Origin of the sequence: Saccharothrix coeruleofusca (genome assembly GCF_017876325.1) — a bacterium.
Lineage (GTDB): Bacteria > Actinomycetota > Actinomycetes > Mycobacteriales > Pseudonocardiaceae > Actinosynnema > Actinosynnema coeruleofuscum.
Genome location: NZ_JAGINV010000001.1, coordinates 6,564,837 through 6,584,307, shown reverse-complemented (window position 1 = coordinate 6,584,307; position 19,471 = coordinate 6,564,837). Strand labels below are relative to the sequence as shown.

Annotated in this window: 17 protein-coding genes; 6 read left to right on the top strand and 11 right to left on the bottom strand. The window is 71.6% G+C overall.

Translation table 11 applies throughout. The features are described 5' to 3' along the window. Positions 1–15: 15 nt before the first annotated feature. The 6 genes from dnaB to JOF41_RS30240 form a co-directional block, all read right to left on the bottom strand. The gene (gene dnaB / locus JOF41_RS30265; protein WP_372448500.1) at positions 16–1,377 is read right to left on the bottom strand and encodes a replicative DNA helicase; all 1,362 of its coding nucleotides are present in this window, start codon (positions 1,375–1,377) and stop codon (positions 16–18) included. 430 nt (positions 1,378–1,807) lie between these two features. After that, positions 1,808–2,263 carry a 50S ribosomal protein L9 gene (gene rplI / locus JOF41_RS30260; RefSeq protein WP_189221597.1) on the bottom strand — a complete coding sequence of 152 codons (456 nt, stop codon included), beginning with the start codon at positions 2,261–2,263 and terminating at the stop codon, positions 1,808–1,810. Between the two features lie 15 nt (positions 2,264–2,278). Next, positions 2,279–2,518: a 30S ribosomal protein S18 gene (gene rpsR / locus JOF41_RS30255; RefSeq protein ID WP_189221598.1), complete on the bottom strand. Its 240-nt coding sequence runs from the start codon at positions 2,516–2,518 to the stop codon at positions 2,279–2,281. 51 nt (positions 2,519–2,569) lie between these two features. After that, positions 2,570–3,058 carry a single-stranded DNA-binding protein gene (locus JOF41_RS30250; RefSeq protein ID WP_189221599.1) on the bottom strand — a complete coding sequence of 163 codons (489 nt, stop codon included), beginning with the start codon at positions 3,056–3,058 and terminating at the stop codon, positions 2,570–2,572. Positions 3,059–3,065: 7 nt separating this feature from the next. Further along, entirely contained in the window at positions 3,066–3,362 is a 297-nt protein-coding gene (gene rpsF, locus JOF41_RS30245; RefSeq protein ID WP_189221600.1) for a 30S ribosomal protein S6, read from the bottom strand. A gap of 118 nt (positions 3,363–3,480) precedes the next feature. Further along, positions 3,481–4,473: a hypothetical protein gene (locus JOF41_RS30240; RefSeq protein ID WP_209623427.1), complete on the bottom strand. Its 993-nt coding sequence runs from the start codon at positions 4,471–4,473 to the stop codon at positions 3,481–3,483. Between the two features lie 174 nt (positions 4,474–4,647). Between JOF41_RS30240 and JOF41_RS30235 the strand changes: the two genes are divergently transcribed. Together JOF41_RS30235 and JOF41_RS30230 are read left to right on the top strand one after the other, a co-directional pair. After that, positions 4,648–5,418 carry a deoxyribonuclease IV gene (locus JOF41_RS30235; protein ID WP_189221602.1) on the top strand — a complete coding sequence of 257 codons (771 nt, stop codon included), beginning with the start codon at positions 4,648–4,650 and terminating at the stop codon, positions 5,416–5,418. A gap of 26 nt (positions 5,419–5,444) precedes the next feature. After that, a complete protein-coding gene (locus tag JOF41_RS30230; protein ID WP_209624541.1) occupies positions 5,445–6,812 on the top strand; it encodes a glycosyltransferase family 87 protein in 1,368 nt (455 codons plus the stop codon). Between the two features lie 31 nt (positions 6,813–6,843). Here the strand turns inward: JOF41_RS30230 and JOF41_RS30225 are convergent, their stop codons facing one another. The 3 genes from JOF41_RS30225 to JOF41_RS30215 all read right to left on the bottom strand — a co-directional run bounded on the left by JOF41_RS30225 (position 6,844) and on the right by JOF41_RS30215 (position 11,844). Then, positions 6,844–8,406 carry a glycosyltransferase family 87 protein gene (locus tag JOF41_RS30225; RefSeq protein WP_307867571.1) on the bottom strand — a complete coding sequence of 521 codons (1,563 nt, stop codon included), beginning with the start codon at positions 8,404–8,406 and terminating at the stop codon, positions 6,844–6,846. Between the two features lie 95 nt (positions 8,407–8,501). Further along, positions 8,502–11,345: a transglycosylase domain-containing protein gene (locus tag JOF41_RS30220; protein WP_307867570.1), complete on the bottom strand. Its 2,844-nt coding sequence runs from the start codon at positions 11,343–11,345 to the stop codon at positions 8,502–8,504. A gap of 94 nt (positions 11,346–11,439) precedes the next feature. Then, on the bottom strand, positions 11,440–11,844 hold the full coding sequence (locus JOF41_RS30215) for a DUF5318 domain-containing protein (RefSeq protein WP_189221605.1): 405 nt from the start codon (positions 11,842–11,844) through the stop codon (positions 11,440–11,442). Between the two features lie 162 nt (positions 11,845–12,006). Here JOF41_RS30215 and JOF41_RS30210 point away from each other — a divergent pair, with 162 nt between their 5' ends. Next, positions 12,007–12,552: a PadR family transcriptional regulator gene (locus JOF41_RS30210; RefSeq protein ID WP_189221606.1), complete on the top strand. Its 546-nt coding sequence runs from the start codon at positions 12,007–12,009 to the stop codon at positions 12,550–12,552. Between the two features lie 54 nt (positions 12,553–12,606). Beyond that, complete coding sequence (locus tag JOF41_RS30205; protein ID WP_209623424.1) at positions 12,607–13,698, top strand: inositol-3-phosphate synthase; 1,092 nt, start codon at positions 12,607–12,609, stop codon at positions 13,696–13,698. Between the two features lie 54 nt (positions 13,699–13,752). Here the strand turns inward: JOF41_RS30205 and JOF41_RS30200 are convergent, their stop codons facing one another. Both JOF41_RS30200 and JOF41_RS30195 read right to left on the bottom strand, forming a co-directional pair. Further along, positions 13,753–14,340, bottom strand: a complete 588-nt coding sequence (locus JOF41_RS30200; protein WP_209623423.1) for a DUF4232 domain-containing protein — start codon at positions 14,338–14,340, stop codon at positions 13,753–13,755. Between the two features lie 148 nt (positions 14,341–14,488). Further along, the gene (locus tag JOF41_RS30195; protein ID WP_209623422.1) at positions 14,489–15,136 is read right to left on the bottom strand and encodes an HAD family hydrolase; all 648 of its coding nucleotides are present in this window, start codon (positions 15,134–15,136) and stop codon (positions 14,489–14,491) included. A 92-nt stretch (positions 15,137–15,228) separates the two neighbouring features. Here JOF41_RS30195 and JOF41_RS30190 point away from each other — a divergent pair, with 92 nt between their 5' ends. Continuing rightward, a complete protein-coding gene (locus JOF41_RS30190) occupies positions 15,229–17,238 on the top strand; it encodes a PhoX family protein (RefSeq protein ID WP_244989730.1) in 2,010 nt (669 codons plus the stop codon). A gap of 206 nt (positions 17,239–17,444) precedes the next feature. Beyond that, a complete protein-coding gene (locus JOF41_RS30185; protein WP_244992356.1) occupies positions 17,445–19,466 on the top strand; it encodes a PhoX family protein in 2,022 nt (673 codons plus the stop codon). Positions 19,467–19,471: the final 5 nt, after the last annotated feature.

Sequence of the window (19,471 nt, the reverse complement as noted above, 5' to 3'; positions counted from 1 at the left end):
CCGATCAGCCCCGGATCAGCCCTGCGCCAGGTCGGCGAACCGGCTGTAGTGCAGCTGGTGCGCCACGGTGATCGTCGCCGTCGGCCCCGCGCGGTGCTTGGCCAGGATCAGGTCCGCCTCACCCGCGCGCGGGTCGTCCCGCTCCCACGCGTCCGGCCGGTTGATCAGGATCACCATGTCCGCGTCCTGCTCCAGCGAACCCGACTCGCGCAGGTCCGACAGCTGCGGGCGCTTGTCCGTGCGCTGCTCGGGACCTCGGTTCAGCTGGCTGATCGCGATCACCGGGATCTCCAGCTCCTTCGCGATCAGCTTCAGGTTCCGGGAGAACTCCGAGACCTCCTGCTGCCGCGACTCGCTGCGCTTGCCCGACGACATCAGCTGCAGGTAGTCCACCACCAGCAGCCGCAGGTCGTGCCGCTGCTTGAGCCGCCGCGCCTTGGCCCGGATCTCCATCATGGTCAGGTTCGGCGAGTCGTCCACGAACAGCGGCGCCTCGCTGATCTCGCTCATCCGCCGCGCCAGCCGGGTCCAGTCGTCGTCGCTCATCCGACCGCTGCGCATGTCGCCCAGCCGGATGCGCGCCTCGGCGGAGAGCATCCGCATCACGATCTCCGTGCGGCTCATCTCCAGCGAGAAGATCGCGCTGGTCAGACCGTGCTTCACCGAGCACGACCTGGCGAAGTCCAGTCCCAGCGTTGACTTGCCCACGCCGGGCCGGGCCGCGACGATGATCATCTGGCCGGGGTGCAGGCCGTTGGTCAGCTCGTCCAGGTCGGCGAAGCCGGTCGGGATGCCCAGGGAGGACCCGCCGCGCGAGGCGATGGCGTCGATCTCGTCCATGGTGGGCTGGAGCAGGTCCTCCAGCGCCACGTAGTCCTCGGTGGTGCGCCGCTCGGTGACCTCGTAGATGGCGGCTTGGGCGCGGTCGACGACCTCGTCGACGTCGGCGCCCTCGGCGCCGTTGTAGCCGAGCTGGACGATGCGGGTGCCCGCTTCCACCAGGCGTCGCAGGACGGCTTTCTCGGCGACGATCTCGGCGTAGTAGCTGGCGTTGGCCGCCGTGGGCACGGTGGCGATGAGGGTGTGCAGGTAGGGGGCGCCGCCGACGCGCAGCAGCTCGCCGCGGCGTTCGAGCTCGGCGGAGACGGTGATCGGGTCGGCGGGTTCGCCCCGGCCGTAGAGGTCGAGGATGCAGTCGTAGACCGCCTGGTGGGCGGGGCGGTAGAAGTCGTTGGGGGAGAGCACCTCGACGACGTCGGCGATGGCGTCCTTGCTCAGCAGCATGCCGCCGAGCACGGACTGCTCGGCGGCGAGGTCCTGCGGGGGCTGTCGTTCGAAGCCGGGCTCGGCCATCCCCCGGTCGTCCACCAGCGCCACGCGAACTCACCCCAATCGAATCGTGCCGCTGTTTCTACCCCGTCCCACCGACAATTCCCGCGTGCCACGCGGCCGGTGGCTCAGCGACAGCCGGACGCTAGAGCCCTCCGTGCGGGGCAGGCAAACCAGCCTGAGGACAGACCTGTGGATAGCTTGGGGATGGTTGTGGGGAGCTGACCACAGGGGTCGCGGATCTTGTGGACAACCTGGGGACAACTAGCCCCGTGGCGAAAGTTTTCGCAGCTCAGTGGCTGTGGATAACTTGTGGAGAAACTCGTTCGCCACACCTCGGCGTGTCGCGTGTTACTGCGATCGCGGCGTGTCGCGGTCGAGGTGTAACACGAGTTGTCCACAGGGTCGGCGGACGGCGGGCACGCGAAAGCGCCGCCCACCGAAATCGGTGGGCGGCGCTCCCGGTGCCTTGACGGACTCAGCCCGCGGCCGAGACCTCCACGGCCAGCGCGACGGTGACCTCCGGGTGCAGCCGGACGTTCACCGAGTGCTTGCCGAGGGTCTTGATGTGACCCGCCAGCTCGATCGAGCGCTTGTCCAGCGTCGGGCCGCCCGCGGCGCGGACGGCGGAGACCACGTCGGAGGTGGTGACCGAGCCGAACAGCTTCTTCGAGCCCGCGGCGGCCTTGGCCTTCAGCGTCACCGAGCCCAGGTTCTCCAGCGAGGCCCTGACCTCCTTGGCGTGGTCCAGGTCGCGGATGCGGCGGGTCTCCTGCGCGCGGCGGATGACCTCGACCTGCTTGGCCGCGCCCTTGGTGGCCACGATGGCCAGGCCGCGGGGCAGCAGGTAGTTGCGGCCGTAGCCGTCCTTGACCTCGACGACGTCGCCGGGGCCACCGAGGCCGCTGACGTCAGCGGTGAGGATGAGCTTCACGGTTGTCCCCCCTTGTCAGCGAGCGGTCGAGGTGTAGGGCAGCAGCGCCATCTCGCGCGCGTTCTTCACCGCGACGGCCACGTCGCGCTGGTGCTGGCTGCAGTTGCCGGTCACCCGGCGGGCGCGGATCTTGCCCCGGTCCGAGATGTACTTCCGGAGCAGGGTGGTGTCCTTGTAGTCGATCGCGTTCGCGTTGCGGTCCTTGCAGAACGCGCAGACCTTCTTCTTGGGCTTGCGCACAGGCGGCTTGGCCATGTGTGGACTCCTGGATGAAGCGGTGTGTGTCTGGGTGACCGGTGCGAGGTCTTAGAAGGGGGGCTCGTCGGCGAAGCCGCCGGACCCGGCAGGCGGGGCGGAGCCCCACGGGTCGTCGGCGGGCGCGCTCGGACGGGAGGGCTGGCCGCCGCCGAAGCCGCCGCCGCCGTCTCCCCGGCTCACCTTGTTGACCTTCGCGGTCGCGTAGCGCAGCGAGGGGCCGATCTCGTCGACCTCCAGCTCCACGACGGTGCGCTTCTCGCCTTCCTTCGTCTCGAAGGAGCGCTGGCGCAGCCGCCCGGTGACGAGCACGCGCGAACCGCGGGTGAGCGACTCGGCCACGTTCTCCGCGACCTGCCGCCACACGTTGCACCGCAGGAACAGCGCCTCCCCGTCCTTCCACTCGCCGCTCTGGCGGTCGAAGGTCCGGGGCGTGGAGGCGACCGTGAAGCTCGCCACCGCGGCGCCGGACTGGGTGAAGCGCAGCTCGGGATCGGCGGTCAGGTTCCCGACCACCGTGATCGTCGTCTCGCCAGCCATGCCGGGCTCAGGCCTTGGCGGTTTCCCGGCGCAGGACCTTGGTCCTGAGCACCGTCTCCTGCAGGCCCAGCTGGCGGTCCAGCTCCTTCACCGCGTCGGGGGTCGCGGTCAGGTCGAGCACCGCGTAGATCCCCTCGCTGTTCTTCTTGATCTCGAAGCTCAGCCTGCGCTTGCCCCACACCTCGACCTTCTCCACGTTGCCACCGCTGGTGCGGATGACGTTGAGGAACGTGTCGAGCGAGGGCGCGACGGTGCGCTCGTCGAGACTGGGGTCCAGGATGACCATCACTTCGTAATGACGCATGAAGACCACTCACCTCCTGTGGACTCGCGGCCACGGGCTCTCCGTGGCAGGAGGGTCGTCGCGTCAGCAACCCGACAAGGGTACAGGGCGCACCCCGGAGGGACGAAAACCCCAGCTCTCAGGCGGTGGCGCGGCGCAGCACCCAGGTGCGGACCAGCGCGCCGGTGACGCACGCCAGCAGCAGCACGGCCAGCAGGACGGGGGCGGCCACGCCGCCCGCGCCCGAGCCGGGCAGCGCCTGGGCGCGACCGGCGGTCCGCACGCCGTCGGCTTCGCCGGGCAGGCCGGAGCCGGGCGTGTAGCCGGGCACCTGGCCGCCGTAGCGGACGCCGGGCGAGGGCGAGTACTGGCCGGGCATGGCGAAGGGCAGCGAGCCGTAGCTGAACAGCGGCAGCCTGCCGGAGTTCACCCCCGAGCCCTGTCCCGTCGTGCCGTACAGCGGCAGCTCCAGCGGGCCGACGCCGCCGACCGGGGCGACCGTGCCGGTGGCGGGGCCGGGCGGGCTCGCGGCGGGGGTGCCGGGCGGGGTGCCGCCGGGCTGTTCGGCGGCGGGCGGGGTGCCGGGCGCGGGCTGGCCGCCCGGCACGCCGGGCAGTTGGCCGGTGGCCCGCTGGGAGGCGTCGGCCAGCGCCTTCGAGCCCTCCTGGACGGTGCCCGCGGCGGTGTTGACGGCCTGCGCGGTGATGCCGCAGAGCTTGCTCAGCTCGGCGTGCACGCCGCTGGTCAGCGCGCCGATGACCGGTCCCAGCAGCGGCAGCTCGGCCAGCTCGGCGTTGACCCGCTCGGCGATCTGGCCGCCGGTGATCACGCCGGAGCCGGTGGGGACCGCGCCGACGGGGATGGGCGGCAAGGCGGTGAAGGTGGCGCGCAGCGGGTCGGCCAGCGGCGGGCCGAGCAGCGGCACCGCCCGGACCGCGTGCACCACCGGGTCGACCACGGCGGCGGGGCTGAGCGAGATCGGGGTGCCCGGCGCGCCCTGGACGGTCGTCGCGCAGCTGCCCACCACCACGGGTTCCGCGGCGGCGGCCGACCCCGCCCCGCCGATCGACAGCCCTCCGACCGACAGCACCGCGGCCGCCGCGCCTGCCACCCGTGCCCAGCGGGTCCGCATGTCCTGCCTCCTGCCCCGGCGACACCACTACCTACTCCCAAGTAACGAGCGTAGGTCCTGGTGGTGACGCGCGCCATAGGCCCGCCCCGGCGGATGTGGCGGCGGATGTCGTAGCAGCTGTCGTAGCAGCGGTGCCCGTCCGGGTGTTCCCCGCGCCGACTACCCTCCATGGTCATGCGCATCGGGGCCCACGTCCGCGACGACGACCCGCTCGGCGCCGCGGCGGCCCGCGGGGCCGAGGTCGTCCAGTTCTTCCTCTCCGAACCCCAGGGCTGGAAGGCCCCCGCGCCGCACCCGCAGGCCGAGCGGCTGCGGGACAGCGACTTGACCGTGTTCGTGCACGCCCCCTACGTCATCAACGTCGCCTCGCTGAACAACCGCGTCCGCATCCCGTCCCGCAAGGCGGTGGCGCAGCAGGCCCAGGCCGCCGCCGAGGTCGGCGCGCGGGGCCTGGTCGTGCACGGCGGCCACGTCGCCAAGGGCGAGGACGTCGCCGAGGGCATCGCCAACTGGCGCAAGCTGTTCGAGCGCCAGGCCGAGCAGGGCGGCTTCGGAGTCCCGATCCTGATCGAGAACACCGCGGGCGGCGAGAACGCGGTGGCGCGGCGGTTCGACGTGCTGGGCAGGCTGTGGGACGCGGTGGGCGAGTTCGGCGCGGGCTTCTGCCTGGACACCTGCCACGCGTTCGCCGCCGGTGAGGACCTGGTCGACGTGGTGGACCGGGTCAAGGCCCTCACCGGCCGGATCGACCTGGTGCACCTGAACAACTCCCGCGACGCCTTCGGCTCCTCCCGCGACCGGCACGCGGGCGTCCGGTCCGGCACGATCGACCCCGACCAGCTGGTGGCCGTGTGCGCCGCGGCGGGCTGCCCGGTGCTGGTGGAGACACCGGACGAGGGCCAGGCCGCGGACATCGCCTACCTGCGCGAGCGCCTGGGCCGGTGACCGTGGCGCGGGAGGTGGTGGCCGCGATGCCCCGACGCGGGCGTGCCGGGGAGCGCTCGCGCCGGTTCGGCCGGGCCGCGCTGGCCGCGCTGGTCCTGCTGTGCGGGCTGACCCTGCTGGCGGGCTTCGCCAACAAGGACCGCTGCACCGGACCAGGGTTCGACCAGTGGGGCCGCAGCCAGCCCGACTACGAGCGGCGCAACAAGGAAGAGGTCTGCTACTCCGACATCCAGCACCTCTGGATCGGCCGCGACGTCGACCGCCACGTCTTCCCCTACGTCCACGGCGGCATCAACAGCAAGGGCGTGCTGGTCGGCGGCACGGTCGAGTACCCGGTGCTGACCGGCCTGCTGATCTGGGCGGGCGCGGTGTTCGCCCACAACGACGCGGGTTTCCTGCTGTTCTCCGCGCTGCTGATGGCCCCGTTCGGGCTGGCCACCGCGTGGCTGCTGGGCAAGCTGACCCGGTGGCGGGCGCTGCTGTGGGCGATCGGCCCGCCGATGGTGCTCTACGCCTTCCACAACTGGGACCTGCCGGTGGTGTTCTGCGCGGTGGCCGCGGTCTACGTGGTGCACCGCGGCTGGGGCCGCCGGGGCGCGGACCGCCCGCTGCTGACCCGCGCCATCGTGGCCTCGGTGCTACTGGGCGTCGGGTTCGCGTTCAAGCTCTACCCGGCGATCTTCGTGCTGCCGCTGGCCCTGTACGTGCTGACCGCCGACCCGCGCAAGGGCTACGACTACGCGGGCGCGCTGAAGGTGGCGCTGGCGTCGATCGTGACCGTGGTGCTGATCAACCTGCCGTTCGCGGTGATCGGCCTGGAGGGCTGGAAGGCGTCGTTCGCGTTCCAGCAGATGCGCCGGGTGGACATCACCACCAACTCCATCTGGTACTGGTCCATGCGCCCGTTCATGGCCGACGACACCATGCAGTCGGTGGTGGGCCTGCTCTCGCCGGTGTGCATGGTGCTGTCGTTCCTGCTGGCGTGCTGGCTGGGCTGGCAGCGCTACCAGCGCGAGGGCGTCTACCCGTGGATCCCGGTGTCGGCGGCGATGCTGTGCGGGTTCCTGCTGCTGCACAAGGTCCACTCGCCGCAGTACACGCTGTGGCTGGTGCCCATGTTCGTGCTGCTGCGCATCCCGCTGGGCTGGGCGTTCGCCTACTTCGCCGCGGACTTGGCGATGGGCATCGGCATCTTCCGGTGGTTCTTCGCGATCGAGTACGGCGGCCCCTCGGGCATCTACGACGGGTTCTCCGCGCAGGCCGTGGTGATCGGCGTGTGGGGCAGGGCGGCGCTGCTGGTGGCGCTGTTCGTGGTGTTCCTGCGGGCCGAGGTGGTGCCGTTCGCCGAACGGGTCGGGCGGCGCGTCCCGCTCACCGCGCCGCGCGCCGCCTGACACCCGCCCCGACCAGGGACGGCCGACCCGCTCAGCCGACCGGCTCGGCCACCCGCCGCGCGCCCCGGCCCAGCCGCAGCACCCGGCGGTCCGGGGCGCCGTCGAACACCCCGCCCGCCGGGTCGTCGTCCCCGGCCAGCCGCACCAGGTCCCGCGAGGGCCGGTAGATCTCCCGCACCACCAGCACGCACAGCGCGATCACCGCCACGTCGCGCAGCAGCACCGCGCCGAGGAACCAGTCGATCGGCAGGCCCTTGTTGTCCACGCCCAGGTAGAACATCATCCGCGGCACCCACACCAGCGCGTCCACCGCCATCCACGCCAGCAGCGGCTTCCAGCGCGGCAGCGCCAGCACCGCCAGGGGGACCAGCCACAGCGAGTACTGCGGGCTCCACACCTTGTTCGTCAGCAGGAACGCCGCCACCACCAGGAAACCCAGCTGCGCGAACCGGGGCCTGCGCGGCGCGGACAGCGTTACCACGCCGATCGCCGCGCAGCAGACCAGGAACAGCGCCGCGCTGACCGTGTTGAGCACCTCGGGCGCCTGGCCGGGCGCCAGTCCGGGGTCGAAGCCCTGCCAGCCGGTCCACTGGGCCAGCACGTTGTACAGCGAGTCCGGGTCCACGCCGCGCTCGGTGTTGAGCCGGAAGAACTCCCGCCAGCCCTCCGGGTACAGCAGCGCGATCGGCGCGTTCACCGCCGCCCACGTCAGCAGCGTCGCGAAGACCGTGGACAGGCCCTGCCGCAGCTTGTCGGACCGCCAGCACAGCAGCAGCAGCGGGCCGAGCAGGAACAGCGGGTACAGCTTGGCCGCGCCGCCCAGGCCGAGCAGCACGCCGGCCAGCACGGGCTTGCGCCGCGCCCACGCCAGCAGGCCGGCGGTGGCGAACGCGGTGGCGAGCGTGTCGAAGTTGGTGAAGGCGTGCACGACCACCAGCGGCGACACGGCCACCAGCACGGCGTCCCACGGCCTGCGCCGGGAGATCCGCAGCGTGCCCCACGCGGTCACCAGCCAGGCCAGCGCCAGCCACACCGCGGTGATGTCGAAGTAGACGATCACCGTCATCGGCGAGGGCAGCCAGCCCGACTCGGCCAGCTCCGTCCAGCCCTGCGCCATGCGCGCGTTGACCCACTGGAAGAGGCCGGTGAGCACCGGGTACTCCATGTACCGCACGTGCTCGGTGGGCTTGCCCTGGTCGTCGATCCAGGAGGTCTTGTAGGGGAAGGTGTCCGGCTTGTCCAACCGCTCGGCGGTGTAGAGCGGGACGGTGTCGGAGTAGCACATGGCGGTGAACTGGCGGCTGCCCCGCCAGTCCAGCTGCACCACGCCGTTGGCGTCGACGTACTGCTGGACGCACGGGGACTTCTGCAGCCACGCCAGCGACAGCGTCACCAGCGCCAGCAGCAGCACCACCCGCAGCGGTGTCCAGAACCACTGCCGCCCCACCGCGGCGTGCTTGCCCAGCGGGCCGCCCACCAGCCTGCTGGCGCCGCGCACGAGCGGCTCGGTCCACGTGGGGTGGACGCGCTCGCCCGGGGTGAGCGAATCGGTGTCGTCGGCGTCCGCCTGCGGGCTCTGCGAAGGGCTAACCACCCGCCGGATGCTACGGGTACCGGCCCACGGCCCGTGTGAGAAGTCGACGCCCGCGCAAGCGGAAGGGCCCGGCGCTGGTGCGCCGGGCCCTTCGCTCATCTGGTCGGATCGCTGATGGGATCGGGTCGTTCACCGCCGCTGGAGGGGGGCGGGTCGGACGTGCAGAGCACGCCGCACGGCCTGCCACCGCCGGGCCTGGTGGGGCTGCTCGGGGACGACGACGACTCCGGGACGGACGGAGCCGTGGGGATCGAGGGTCGGTCCCTGTCCTCCTTGCGGTCGTCCTCCTTCTTCGGCGTCGAGGTCGGCGCGGAGCTGACGACCTTCCTCGGGTTCTCGAACTGGCCCAGCGGCTTGGCCTTGGGGAAGGTCTCCTTCGGGCTGTTCGCCAGCGCCTTGTCCATGAACTTCTGCCAGATCTTGCCGGGCAGGCCGCTGCCGAAGATCGCGTTGCCCCTGGCGTCCTGCAGCGCCACGTTGCCCTCGTTGCGGCCCATCCACACCGCCGCCGACAGCGACGGGGTGTAGCCCACCATCCACGCCTTCGAGTTCTGCGAGGCGTTGTCGGGCAGTTCGTGGGTGCCGGTCTTGCCCGCGCACTCGCGCCCGCCCGCGCAGCCGATCTTGGACGAGGTGGGGATCACCTTGAGCGCCTCGGTCACGTTGTCCGCGATGTCCCGGCTCTTCTGCGGGTCGGGGTCGAACGCGGGCCGCTCGACCACCGGCGGCTGGACGAGCACGTCGCCTTCGGCGTCGGTGATCTTGGTGATGAAGAACGGCTCGCGGTAGACGCCGCGGGCGGCGAACGTGGCGTAGGCGGAGGCCATGTCGAACGGCCGCACCTGCGCGTCGTCACCACCCAGGGAGATACCCACGTTGGGCCTGCCGCCGTTCTCGCCGACCAGGAGCTTGCGCTCCTTGCCCTCGATGATCACCGACTCGGGGATGCCCGCCTGGTGCGCCGCGTCGGCGACCGCCTGGGCACCGGTGTCGTTGAGCACCATGTCGTAGAACACGGTGTTCAGCGACAGCCGCATGGCCTCGCGGATCGGGCACTCCTTGCCGCATGAGTTGTTCGGGTCCGTCGCGTTGCGGATGGGGTCCTTGAGGCCGGGGAACGTGCGCGGCGAGGTGCCGTCGTAGGTCGAGCCAAGGCCCTTGCCCATCTTGAGCGCGGCCACCAGGTCGAACGGCTTGAACGAGGAGCCCGCCTCCTGGATGGTGCCCTTGGCGTAGTCGATGCCGTTGCCGTCCTTGCCCGCCCAGTAGGCGCGCACCGCGCCGGTGTTCGGGTCGATGGCGGTCAGCGAGTACTTCAGCTCCTCGGGCTGGTTGGCCATGATCTCGTTGACCGCCTCGTCGGCGGCCTTCTGCATCGCCGGGTCGATGGTGGTGTGCACCACCGCGCCGCGCTTCTGCGCCACGTTGCGCGGCACGTTGTGCTTGGCCATCTCCTGCTCGATCTGGTTCTGCACGTGCGCGAGCGGGCCCTCCAGCGCGAACTGCTGCACGTCGGCCAGCGGCTTGATCGTCGGGAAGGTCTGCGAGTCGCGGTAGGCCTGGTCGATCATCTTGTGCTCGACCATCTGGCCCATCACGTACTCCCAGCGCTCCTTGGTGTACGCCTCGTCCTCGGAGCGGCCGGGGTTCTGGATCATGCCCGCGAGCAGCGCGGCCTCGGACGGGGTCAGCTCGGCCAGCTGCTTGCCGTAGTACATCTCCGCGGCGGTCTTGATGCCGTAGGCGGAGCGGCCGAAGTAGATGGTGTTGAGGTAGGCGGTCAGGATCTCCGGCTTGCCCTGCTGCTTGGACATCTTGTACGCCTTGACGATCTCGTTGAACTTGCGGGTCAACGTGAGGTCGTCTTCTTCGGTCGCCTGCTTGATGTACTGCTGGGTCAGGCCCGAGCCGCCGCTGTCCCGGTCGGTCAGCTGGTACCAGCCCGCGCGGGCGATGGCCTTGATGTCGAAACCGGGGTTGGTCATGAACGTCGGGTCCTCGGCCGCGAAGACCGCGTTCTTGACCGTGTCCGGCAGCTCCTCGTACTTGACCAGGCTGCGGTTCGCGCCGTGCGGGGCGATCTTGGTCATCTCCGAGCCGTCGGAGTACAGCACCGTGATCGCCTTGCCCTGCTGGGCGGCGACCTGTTCGGGGATCGGGACGTCGACGATCTGGTAGGCGATGGCGAAGGCGACCAGCGGGCTGAGCACCATCAGCCCGAGCACCACGTAGGAGACGCGCCGCACGCGCCGCCAGATCTTCTTGCGGCGCAAGGCACGTGCCTCCTCGTCGGTCAGCTCCTCGTCGTCGTACTCGTCCTCGTCGTCGTAGTACGCCTCGATGACCTCTTCGTCCGGCTCGCGGTGGGTGAGCAGCTGGGGCTCGCGCTCCGCGACCGGCGGCTGCACCGGGGCCAGCAGGTCGGTCGGCTCATCGGCGGGCCTGCGCTCGGGACCGGGGCCGCCGGGACGGCGCGGACCGCCCGGACCACCGGCCGGGGGCCGTCCGCCGGGGGGCACCGGACCGGCCGGGCCGGGACGGCGCGCACCGCCGGGAGGCGTGGCGGGCCGCTGCGGGCCGGGGCCACCCTGGGCAGGGCCGCCCTGGCCCGCCTGGGGACCGCCGGGGGCGGGGCCGCCGGGCGGTGGTGGCGGCGGACCCGCCTGCCCGCGCGGCGGCTGGCCGGGACCACCCAGGGGCGGCTGGCCCTGCGGGATGCCGCGCGGGGGCGTGCCCCCGCCCTGCGGACGCGCGAAACCGCCGGGCGGCGTGCCCTGGCGCGGCGGCTGCGGTCGTGCGAAGCCGCCGGGCGGGGTGCTCGGACGCTCCGGCTGATCCTGGGCGCCGTAGCGCGGTGGCTGCGCACCGCCGTCCGGGTCCTCCCCGGTCGGCCACTGCGGCTCCCCGCCACGGTGCCTGTCGTCATGCTGGTCGTTCACGAAAAGGCCTCCCAGACCGGCGCGCGGCAGCGCGCGGTTCGGTGGTCGTACGTCGCCGTCGCTCGGGCGCGCGGCGCCCGCGGTGGGAGCCCGTTCACTCCGCCGCGGTCCTCCTGCGCGGCTTGTGGGCATCCAAGTCGCGCGTACCCAGGACGTATGACTGCACCAGGTGGTTCCAACTACATGTGCGGCAAACCTCTACGACGTAGACGTTGAACTCTTCGAAGAGGTTGGCCATGCGCGTGAGCTCTTCGGCGGTGCGCGCGGACCCGGCCGCGTGCTTGAGCTCGTCGCCGTACACCCAGGACACCAGGGTGAGCGGCTCCTTGCGGCACACCGGGCAGGTCACATCGCTCGGTTCACCGTGGAACTTCGCAGCTCGCAGCAGGTACGGGCTGGCGTCGCACACCTCCATGGTGCCCACCCGGCCCGAGTAGACCTCCGCCAGCAGCGCACGGCGCTGCAGCGCGTAGTCCACCACCTGGCGTTGGGTCGGCACGGGACCAGAGTACGGGGCGCTCCAACCCCTTCGGTCGGCCGTTCAGTCCAGTGGCGTTTCTCACGGCACCGAGTGTGGCCCACGGCACACGCTCAGCGAGCGCAGATGTATCGCCTCGATATACTCGACACACCCATCGGAGCCCAGGGTTGGAGGTGACCCGTGCTGGAGTTCGCGGTCCTGGGCCTGCTGCACGAGGCGCCCATGCACGGCTACGAGCTGCGCAAGAGGCTGCACGAGCTGCTCGGAGCGTTCCGCGCCTTCTCCTACGGGACGCTGTACCCCACGCTGCGCCGCCTGCAACGCGGCGGGCTCATCGTGGAGGAGACCCCCGAGGACGACGCGGCGCGGTGGGGCCGCCGCGCGCGGAAGGTCTACAAGCTGACCGCCGAGGGCAAGGAGCGGTTCGCCGAACTGCTGTCCGACGCGGGCCCGCAGACCTGGGACGACGACTCGTTCGGCGTGCACCTGGCGTTCTTCTCCCGCACCCCCGCCGAGATCAGGATGCGCATCCTGGAGGGCCGCAGGCGCCGGGTCGAGGAGCGCCGCGAGGGCCTGCGCACGTCGTTATCGGCCACCAGCGAGCGGATCGACCGCTACACCCGCGAGCTGCACCGGCTCGGCCTGGAGAGCACCGAGCGCGAGGTGCGGTGGCTCAACGAGCTGATCGCCCACGAGCAGGCCGAGCAGCGCGAGCGGGACGACTAGCAAGTTTCGCCCACTGAGCTGGGCACTGACGGAGAACAAGAAGGAGGACTCGGCATGGGCGACAACCGCCGCACCGTTCGAGTGGCCATTGTCGGGGTCGGCAACTGCGCGGCGTCGCTGGTGCAGGGTGTCCACTACTACCGCGATGCCGACCCGGGCAGCAGGGTGCCAGGGTTGATGCACGTGCAGTTCGGCGACTACCACGTCCGCGACGTGGAGTTCGTGGCCGCGTTCGACGTCGACGCGAAGAAGGTGGGCCAGGACCTGGCGGCGGCCATCACGGCCAGCGAGAACAACACCATCAAGATCGCCGACGTGCCGCCGCTGGGCGTCACCGTGCAGCGCGGGCACACCCTCGACGGCCTCGGCCGGTTCTACCGGGAGACCATCGAGGAGTCCGACGAGAAGCCGGTGGACGTGGTCCAGGCGCTGCGCGACGCCGAGGTGGACGTGCTGGTGTCCTACCTGCCGGTGGGCTCCGAGGAGGCCGACCGCTTCTACGCGCAGTGCGCCATCGACGCGGGCGTGGCCTTCGTCAACGCGCTGCCGGTGTTCATCGCCTCCGACCCGGAGTGGGCCGAGAAGTTCCGCGCGGCGGGCGTGCCGATCGTCGGCGACGACATCAAGTCCCAGGTGGGCGCGACCATCACGCACCGCGTGCTGGCCAAGCTGTTCGAGGACCGGGGCGTCCAGCTCGACCGCACCATGCAGCTCAACGTGGGCGGCAACATGGACTTCCTGAACATGAAGGAGCTGGAGCGCCTGGAGTCCAAGAAGGTCTCCAAGACCCAGGCGGTCACCTCCCAGGTCGACCGCGACCTGGGCAAGCGCAACGTCCACATCGGCCCGTCGGACTACGTGGCGTGGCTGGACGACCGCAAGTGGGCCTACGTGCGGCTGGAGGGCCGGGCGTTCGGCGACGTGCCGCTGAACCTGGAGTACAAGCTGGAGGTGTGGGACTCGCCGAACTCGGCGGGCATCATCATCGACGCGGTGCGCGCCGCGAAGATCGCCCTCGACCGGGGCATCGGCGGCCCGATCCTGTCCGCCTCCTCGTACTTCATGAAGTCCCCGCCGGAGCAGTACTCGGACTCCGAGGCGCACGCGGCGGTGGAGGCGTTCATCCGCGGCGACGTGGAGCGCTGACCCCCTTCGACGACCGCCCCCGCACCCGGCTGTCCGGGTGCGGGGGCGTCGTCGTCACATGGCGCTGAGCGGGCCGATGTAGGTGCCGGGGTGGGTCGCGGCGTCCTGCTTGAGCACCGGCCCGGCCGTCCAGGGCAGTTCCTGGGTCTGGGTGGTGTCGGGCGGGGTGACCACCAGCGTCCGCACGGCCCAGCCCGTCTCGGGCGCCTCGGGCAGGAAGGTCAGCTTGCTCATCGCCCGCCCGTCCGGCGGCAGGGTCAGCGACGCGGGCGCCTGGTGCTGGCGGACGAGGTCCCAGGAGGTGCCGTCGGCCCCGTCCAGGCGCACGCCGGGGAAGCCCGCCACCGAGCACTCCCGGCCGCCGCGGTTGGTGAACACCACCCGCACGTGCAGGCTGCCGCTGTCCTGGGCCACCTCGGGGGCCGAGACCTCCAGGTTCGTGCACCGAGGTGGCTTGGCGGAGGCGGTGGTGCCGGTGGTCGCTCCCGCGGCCGTCGTCCCGGTGGTCGTCGTGGTGGTTCCCGTCGTGCCCGGTCCCGCAGCCCCCCGCACCTCCCCGGAGCAGCCCGCCAGCGTGCCCGCCGCCACCAGCGCGACCACCGCCGCCACTCCCCGACCGCCCCGCGTGCCGTCGATGCCCATCCTCGTCCTCTCCACCCGATCCGGTGCTGCCCGGAGATTAGGCGTTGATCACGTCCCACCTCGCCCGAACGGGTGAGGACGGAGGAAGTTCGGGCACCCGTTCCTGCCCGGAGGGCACCGGCCGTCCGGGCACCGCGCGGGTGGCGGGTCAGCCACTCGACCGGGCGAGCGCCTGCGGCAGGTCGGCCAAGCGGGCCAGGACGGTGGTCCGGCCCAGCACCTCGGGGTCCGGCGGGAAGTGCGGGTTGGGCACCGCGTAAACCGCCATCCCCGCCGCCAGCGCCGAGCGCAGCCCGTTGGTCGAGTCCTCCACGGCGGCGCAGCCCGCGGCGTCCACCCCCAGCCGCCGGGCGGCCAGCAGGTACACGTCCGGGGCGGGCTTGCCCGCGCCCGCCTCCTCGCTGGACAGCGCCACCGGCACCACCTCGGCCAACCCGGTCGAGTCCAGGAACGACCGGATCAGCACCGGCGGCGAGGAGCTGGCGATGGCCACCGGCCACCGCGCCGCCACCGCCCGCACCACCTCCACCGCGTCGGGCAGCACCGGCGGGCCCGCCTCGTACCGGCGCGCCATCTCCTCGACCACCCCACCGGCGACCTCGTCCGGCGTCAACCGCACGCCGACCTCGTCGACCAGGTAGGCCGCCCACTCGGGCGTGCTCATGCCCTGCATCGCCCGCGTCGACTCGGGCCGCCACGCGCCGCCGTGCGCCGCGGCGAAGGCCCGGCGCACCTCGTCCCACACCCGCTCCGAGTCCACCAGCACGCCGTCGAGGTCGAACACCACCGCATCCACGAGGAAGACCGTAGTGGGCGCGGTGGGTTAACAACCGGTCACCGCCGGCTTACCGTCGATTGGTTACCGATCGACCGCAGGAGGCGTTCGAGTTGGCCGTCCACCTTCCCCTGCTCGCCAACCACTCTCCCGGTCGCGCGGCGGTGACCTGCCGGTACCGCTGCGGCGACGCGTGCTTCCACGCCGTTCCCAACACCTCCGCCAACCCCTACTTCGGCGACCTGCTCAGCAGGCGCGCCGCGCTCACGGCGGGCGTCGTGGCCGCCATCGGCGCGGCGGTGGGCCTGCCGGGGAGCACCGCCCGTGCCGGAACGGTCCCGCGCGGCCTGGACTTCACCCCGGTGCGGCCCAACACCCTCGACCAGGTGACCGTGCCCGACGGCTACCGCCAGGCGGTGGTGATCCGGTGGGGCGACCCGCTGTTCCCGGACGCCCCCGCGTTCGACTTCGACCACCAGAGCGCCGCCGCCCAGGCCCGCCAGTTCGGCTACAACTGCGACTTCGCCGCGCTGCTGCCGCTGGACCCGCTGGGGCTGGCCAACCTGCTGGTGACCAACCACGAGTACACCACCGAGGAGTTCATGTTCCGCGGGTACGACGCGGAGAACCCCACCGAGGAACAGGTCCGCGTCTCGTGGGCGGCGCACGGGATGAGCGTCCTGCTGGTCACGCGGACCCCCTCCTCGGGCAGGCTGACGCCGCGGTTCTCCCGCCACAACCGCCGCATCACCCTGCACACGCCGTTCGAGGTGCGCGGCCCGGCGGCGGGCTCGAAGTACCTCAAGACCTCCGCCGACCCGACCGGCACCAGGGTGCTGGGCACGGTGAACAACTGCGCGGGCGGCGTGACCCCGTGGGGCACCGTGCTGTCCGGCGAGGAGAACTTCAACCAGTACTTCGCCAACGCCGACGCGCTCGCCGACCCCCGGCTCAGCCGCTACGGCGTCACCGGCACGGCCAGCGAGCGCAAGTGGGAGCGCTTCGACGAGCGCTTCGACCTCACCAAGGAGCCCAACGAGGTCAACCGCTTCGGGTGGGTCGTGGAACTCGACCCGCACGACCCGACCTCCACGCCGGTCAAGCACACCGCGCTGGGGCGCTTCAAGCACGAGTGCGCCAACGTCCGCGTCGCCGACGACGGCCGCGTGGTCGCCTACTCCGGCGACGACGAGCGCTTCGAGTACATCTACAAGTTCATCTCCAAGGGCAAGGTCCGCAAGGGCGACAGCAAGGCCGCCCGCAGGCACAACATGACGCTGCTGGACGACGGCACGCTCTACGTCGCCAAGTTCACCGGCGACAGCCCGCCCGAGGAGATCGACGGCACCGGGAAGCTGCCCGCCGACGGCCGGTTCGGCGGCTCCGGCGAGTGGATCCCCCTCGCGTCGGGCACCAAGTCGTTCGTGCCCGGCTTCACCGCCGAGGAGGTCTACGTCTTCACGCGCCTGGCCGCCGACGCCGCGGGCGCGACCAAGATGGACCGCCCCGAGGACATCCAGACCCACCCGCGCACCGGCGTCGTCTACTGCGCGCTGAGCAACAACGTCGACCGCGGCCTGGCGGGCAAGGAGGGCCCGACCGAGGCCAACCCCAGGGTGGACAACCGGCACGGCCAGGTGCTGGAGCTGACCGAGCGCGGCGGCGACCCGCGCGCCCTGACCTTCGCCTGGGGCCTGCTGCTGGTGTGCGGCGACCCGGAGTCGCCGGACACCTACTTCGCGGGCTTCGACAAGTCGCGGGTCTCGCCGATCTCCAGCCCGGACAACCTGGCCTTCGACCGGCACGGCAACCTGTGGATCTCCACCGACTCCGAGGGCAAGCTCGCCGGCTACAACGACGGCCTGCTCGCGCTGCCGGTGGAGGGTCCGGAACGCGGCCACCTCAAGGCGTTCCTGACCGTGCCGCGCGGCGCGGAGACCTGCGGCCCGGTGATCGGCGAGAAGGTCGTCACGGTGTGCGTGCAGCACCCCGGCGAGGTCGACGGCGCGTCAGCGGACAACCCGGCTTCGCACTGGCCCGACGGCGGGGACAGCCAACCCAGGCCCGCCGTGGTGGCCGTCTGGCGGGAGGAAGGCGGGAAGTTGCGCGACATCGGCGGCTGACACGCACTGTGACCAGGCGGTTCCGCTCGGAGAAGGCCAGAGCTGTTCGTCCCGCGTTCACCTCCGTGTCCACTGGGCGAGGAATTGCCGACCTACGGTCGCCCGGTTCCCACTGAGCGATCTCGGAGGTCCGCGTGTCCTCATCCACCGAGCGGGGCCGTCGCCTGCTGCCCCTGCTGCCCAACCACCCGCTCGGGCGGTCGGCGATGACCTGCAAGTACCGCTGCGGCGACGCCTGCGCGCACGAGGCCCCCAACACCTCCGCCAACCCCTACTTCGGCGACGTCGTGAGCGAGGTCGTGCGCCGCCGCGGCCTGCTCAAGGCGGGCGCGGTGCTCGCGGTGGCCGGTGCGGGCGCGTCGCTGGGGGCGGGCGCGGCCGTGGCCAAGCCGGGCGGGCGCCCGGAAGTCGACGCCGACGCCGACCTCGGCGGCGGGCGCAGGCGCGACGGGCTCAACTTCACCGCCGTCGCGCCGAACCAGCTCGACGAGGTGGTCGTGCCCGAGGGCTACCAGCAGGCCGTGGTGATGCGCTGGGGCGACCCGGTGCTGCCCGGCGCGCCCGCGTTCGACTTCGACCGCCAGACCGCCGCCGCGCAGGCCAAGCAGTTCGGCTACAACAACGACTTCTGCGGGCTGGTGCCGCTGCCCGGCTGGAACCGGTGGCTCATGGTCAGCAACCACGAGTACACCACCGAGGACGCCCAGTTCCTGGGCTGGGACGAGAACAACCCCACCAGGGAGCAGGTCGAGATCGGCTGGGCCGCGCACGGCATGTCCGTGGTGCTGGTCGAGCGCGACCACCGCAGCGGCAAGCTGGAGGCCAAGGTGGACCGGCGGTACAACCGCCGCATCACCGCCACCACGCCGTTCAAGATCACCGGGCCCGCCGCGGGCTCGAAGTACCTCAAGACCTCCGCCGACCCGACCGGCACCACGGTGCTGGGCACGCTCAACAACTGCGCGGGCGGCGTGACCCCGTGGGGCACCGTGCTGTCCGGCGAGGAGAACTACAACCAGTACTTCGCCAACGGCGCCTCGGTGACCGACAAGGTGACCAAGGACCGGCTGGCCCGCTACGGCATGGCCTCGGGCACCACCACCACCCGCAAGTGGGAGCGCTTCGACAAGCGCTTCGACCTGGCGCAGGAGCCCAACGAGGCCAACCGGTTCGGCTGGGTCGTCGAGGTCGACCCGCTGGACCCCACCTCCACGCCGGTCAAGCACACCGCGCTGGGGCGCTTCAAGCACGAGGGCGCCAACGTGATCATCGCCCGCGACGGCCGCGTGGTCGCGTACATGGGCGACGACGAGCGCTTCGACTACATGTACAAGTTCGTCTCCGACGAGAAGTACAAGCCGGGCAACAGCAAGCACGCCCGCGAGCACAACAAGAAGCTGCTGGACAAGGGGACGCTCTACGTCGCCCAGTTCACCGGCGACACCCCGGCGGCCGAGGTCGACGGCACCGGCAAGCTGCCCGCCGACGGCGAGTTCGACGGCACCGGCAAGTGGATCCCCCTCGCGTCGGGCACCAAGTCGTTCGTGCCCGGCTTCACCGCCGAGGAGGTCTACGTCTTCACGCGCCTGGCCGCCGACGTCGTGGGCGCGACCAAGATGGACCGGCCCGAGGACGTCGAGCCCAACCCGCGCAACCGCCGGGTGTACGCGGCGCTGACCAACAACACCGACCGCGGCAAGGCGGACAAGGAAGGCGCCACCGAGCCGAACCCGCGGGTGCGCAACAAGCACGGCCACGTGCTGGAGCTGGAGGAGCGGCGCGGCGACAACACCGCGCTGGAGTTCTCCTGGAAGCTGCTGCTGGTCTGCGGCGACCCGGCCGCCCCGGACACCTACTTCGGCGGCTACGACAAGTCGCAGGTCTCGCCGATCTCCTGCCCGGACAACCTCGCCTTCGACTCGCAGGGCAACCTGTGGATCTCCACCGACGGCAACGCGCTGGGCTCCAACGACGGCCTGTTCGCGGTGCCGGTGGAGGGCCGCTACCGGGGCCGGGTCAAGCAGTTCCTGACCGTGCCGCGCGGCGCGGAGACCTGCGGCCCGTGGATCGAGGACGACTTCGTCCTGGTGTCGGTGCAGCACCCCGGCGAGATCGACGGCGCGTCGGCGGCCAACCCGCTGTCGCACTGGCCCGACGGCGGCGCCAGCCAGCCCCGGCCCTCGGTCGTCATGTCGTGGAAGAAGGACAAGGGCCGCATCTGCGGCTGACCCCC

Coding starts and splice junctions, on each gene's coding strand:
- rpsR (WP_189221598.1), bottom strand. CDS start 2,518: ATGGCCAAGCCGCCTGTGCGCAAGCCCAAGAAGAAGGTCTGCGCGTTC.
- JOF41_RS30250 (WP_189221599.1), bottom strand. CDS start 3,058: ATGGCTGGCGAGACGACGATCACGGTGGTCGGGAACCTGACCGCCGAT.
- rpsF (WP_189221600.1), bottom strand. CDS start 3,362: ATGCGTCATTACGAAGTGATGGTCATCCTGGACCCCAGTCTCGACGAG.
- JOF41_RS30240 (WP_209623427.1), bottom strand. CDS start 4,473: ATGCGGACCCGCTGGGCACGGGTGGCAGGCGCGGCGGCCGCGGTGCTG.
- JOF41_RS30235 (WP_189221602.1), top strand. CDS start 4,648: ATGCGCATCGGGGCCCACGTCCGCGACGACGACCCGCTCGGCGCCGCG.
- JOF41_RS30230 (WP_209624541.1), top strand. CDS start 5,445: ATGCCCCGACGCGGGCGTGCCGGGGAGCGCTCGCGCCGGTTCGGCCGG.
- JOF41_RS30205 (WP_209623424.1), top strand. CDS start 12,607: ATGGGCGACAACCGCCGCACCGTTCGAGTGGCCATTGTCGGGGTCGGC.
- JOF41_RS30200 (WP_209623423.1), bottom strand. CDS start 14,340: ATGGGCATCGACGGCACGCGGGGCGGTCGGGGAGTGGCGGCGGTGGTC.
- JOF41_RS30185 (WP_244992356.1), top strand. CDS start 17,445: ATGACCTGCAAGTACCGCTGCGGCGACGCCTGCGCGCACGAGGCCCCC.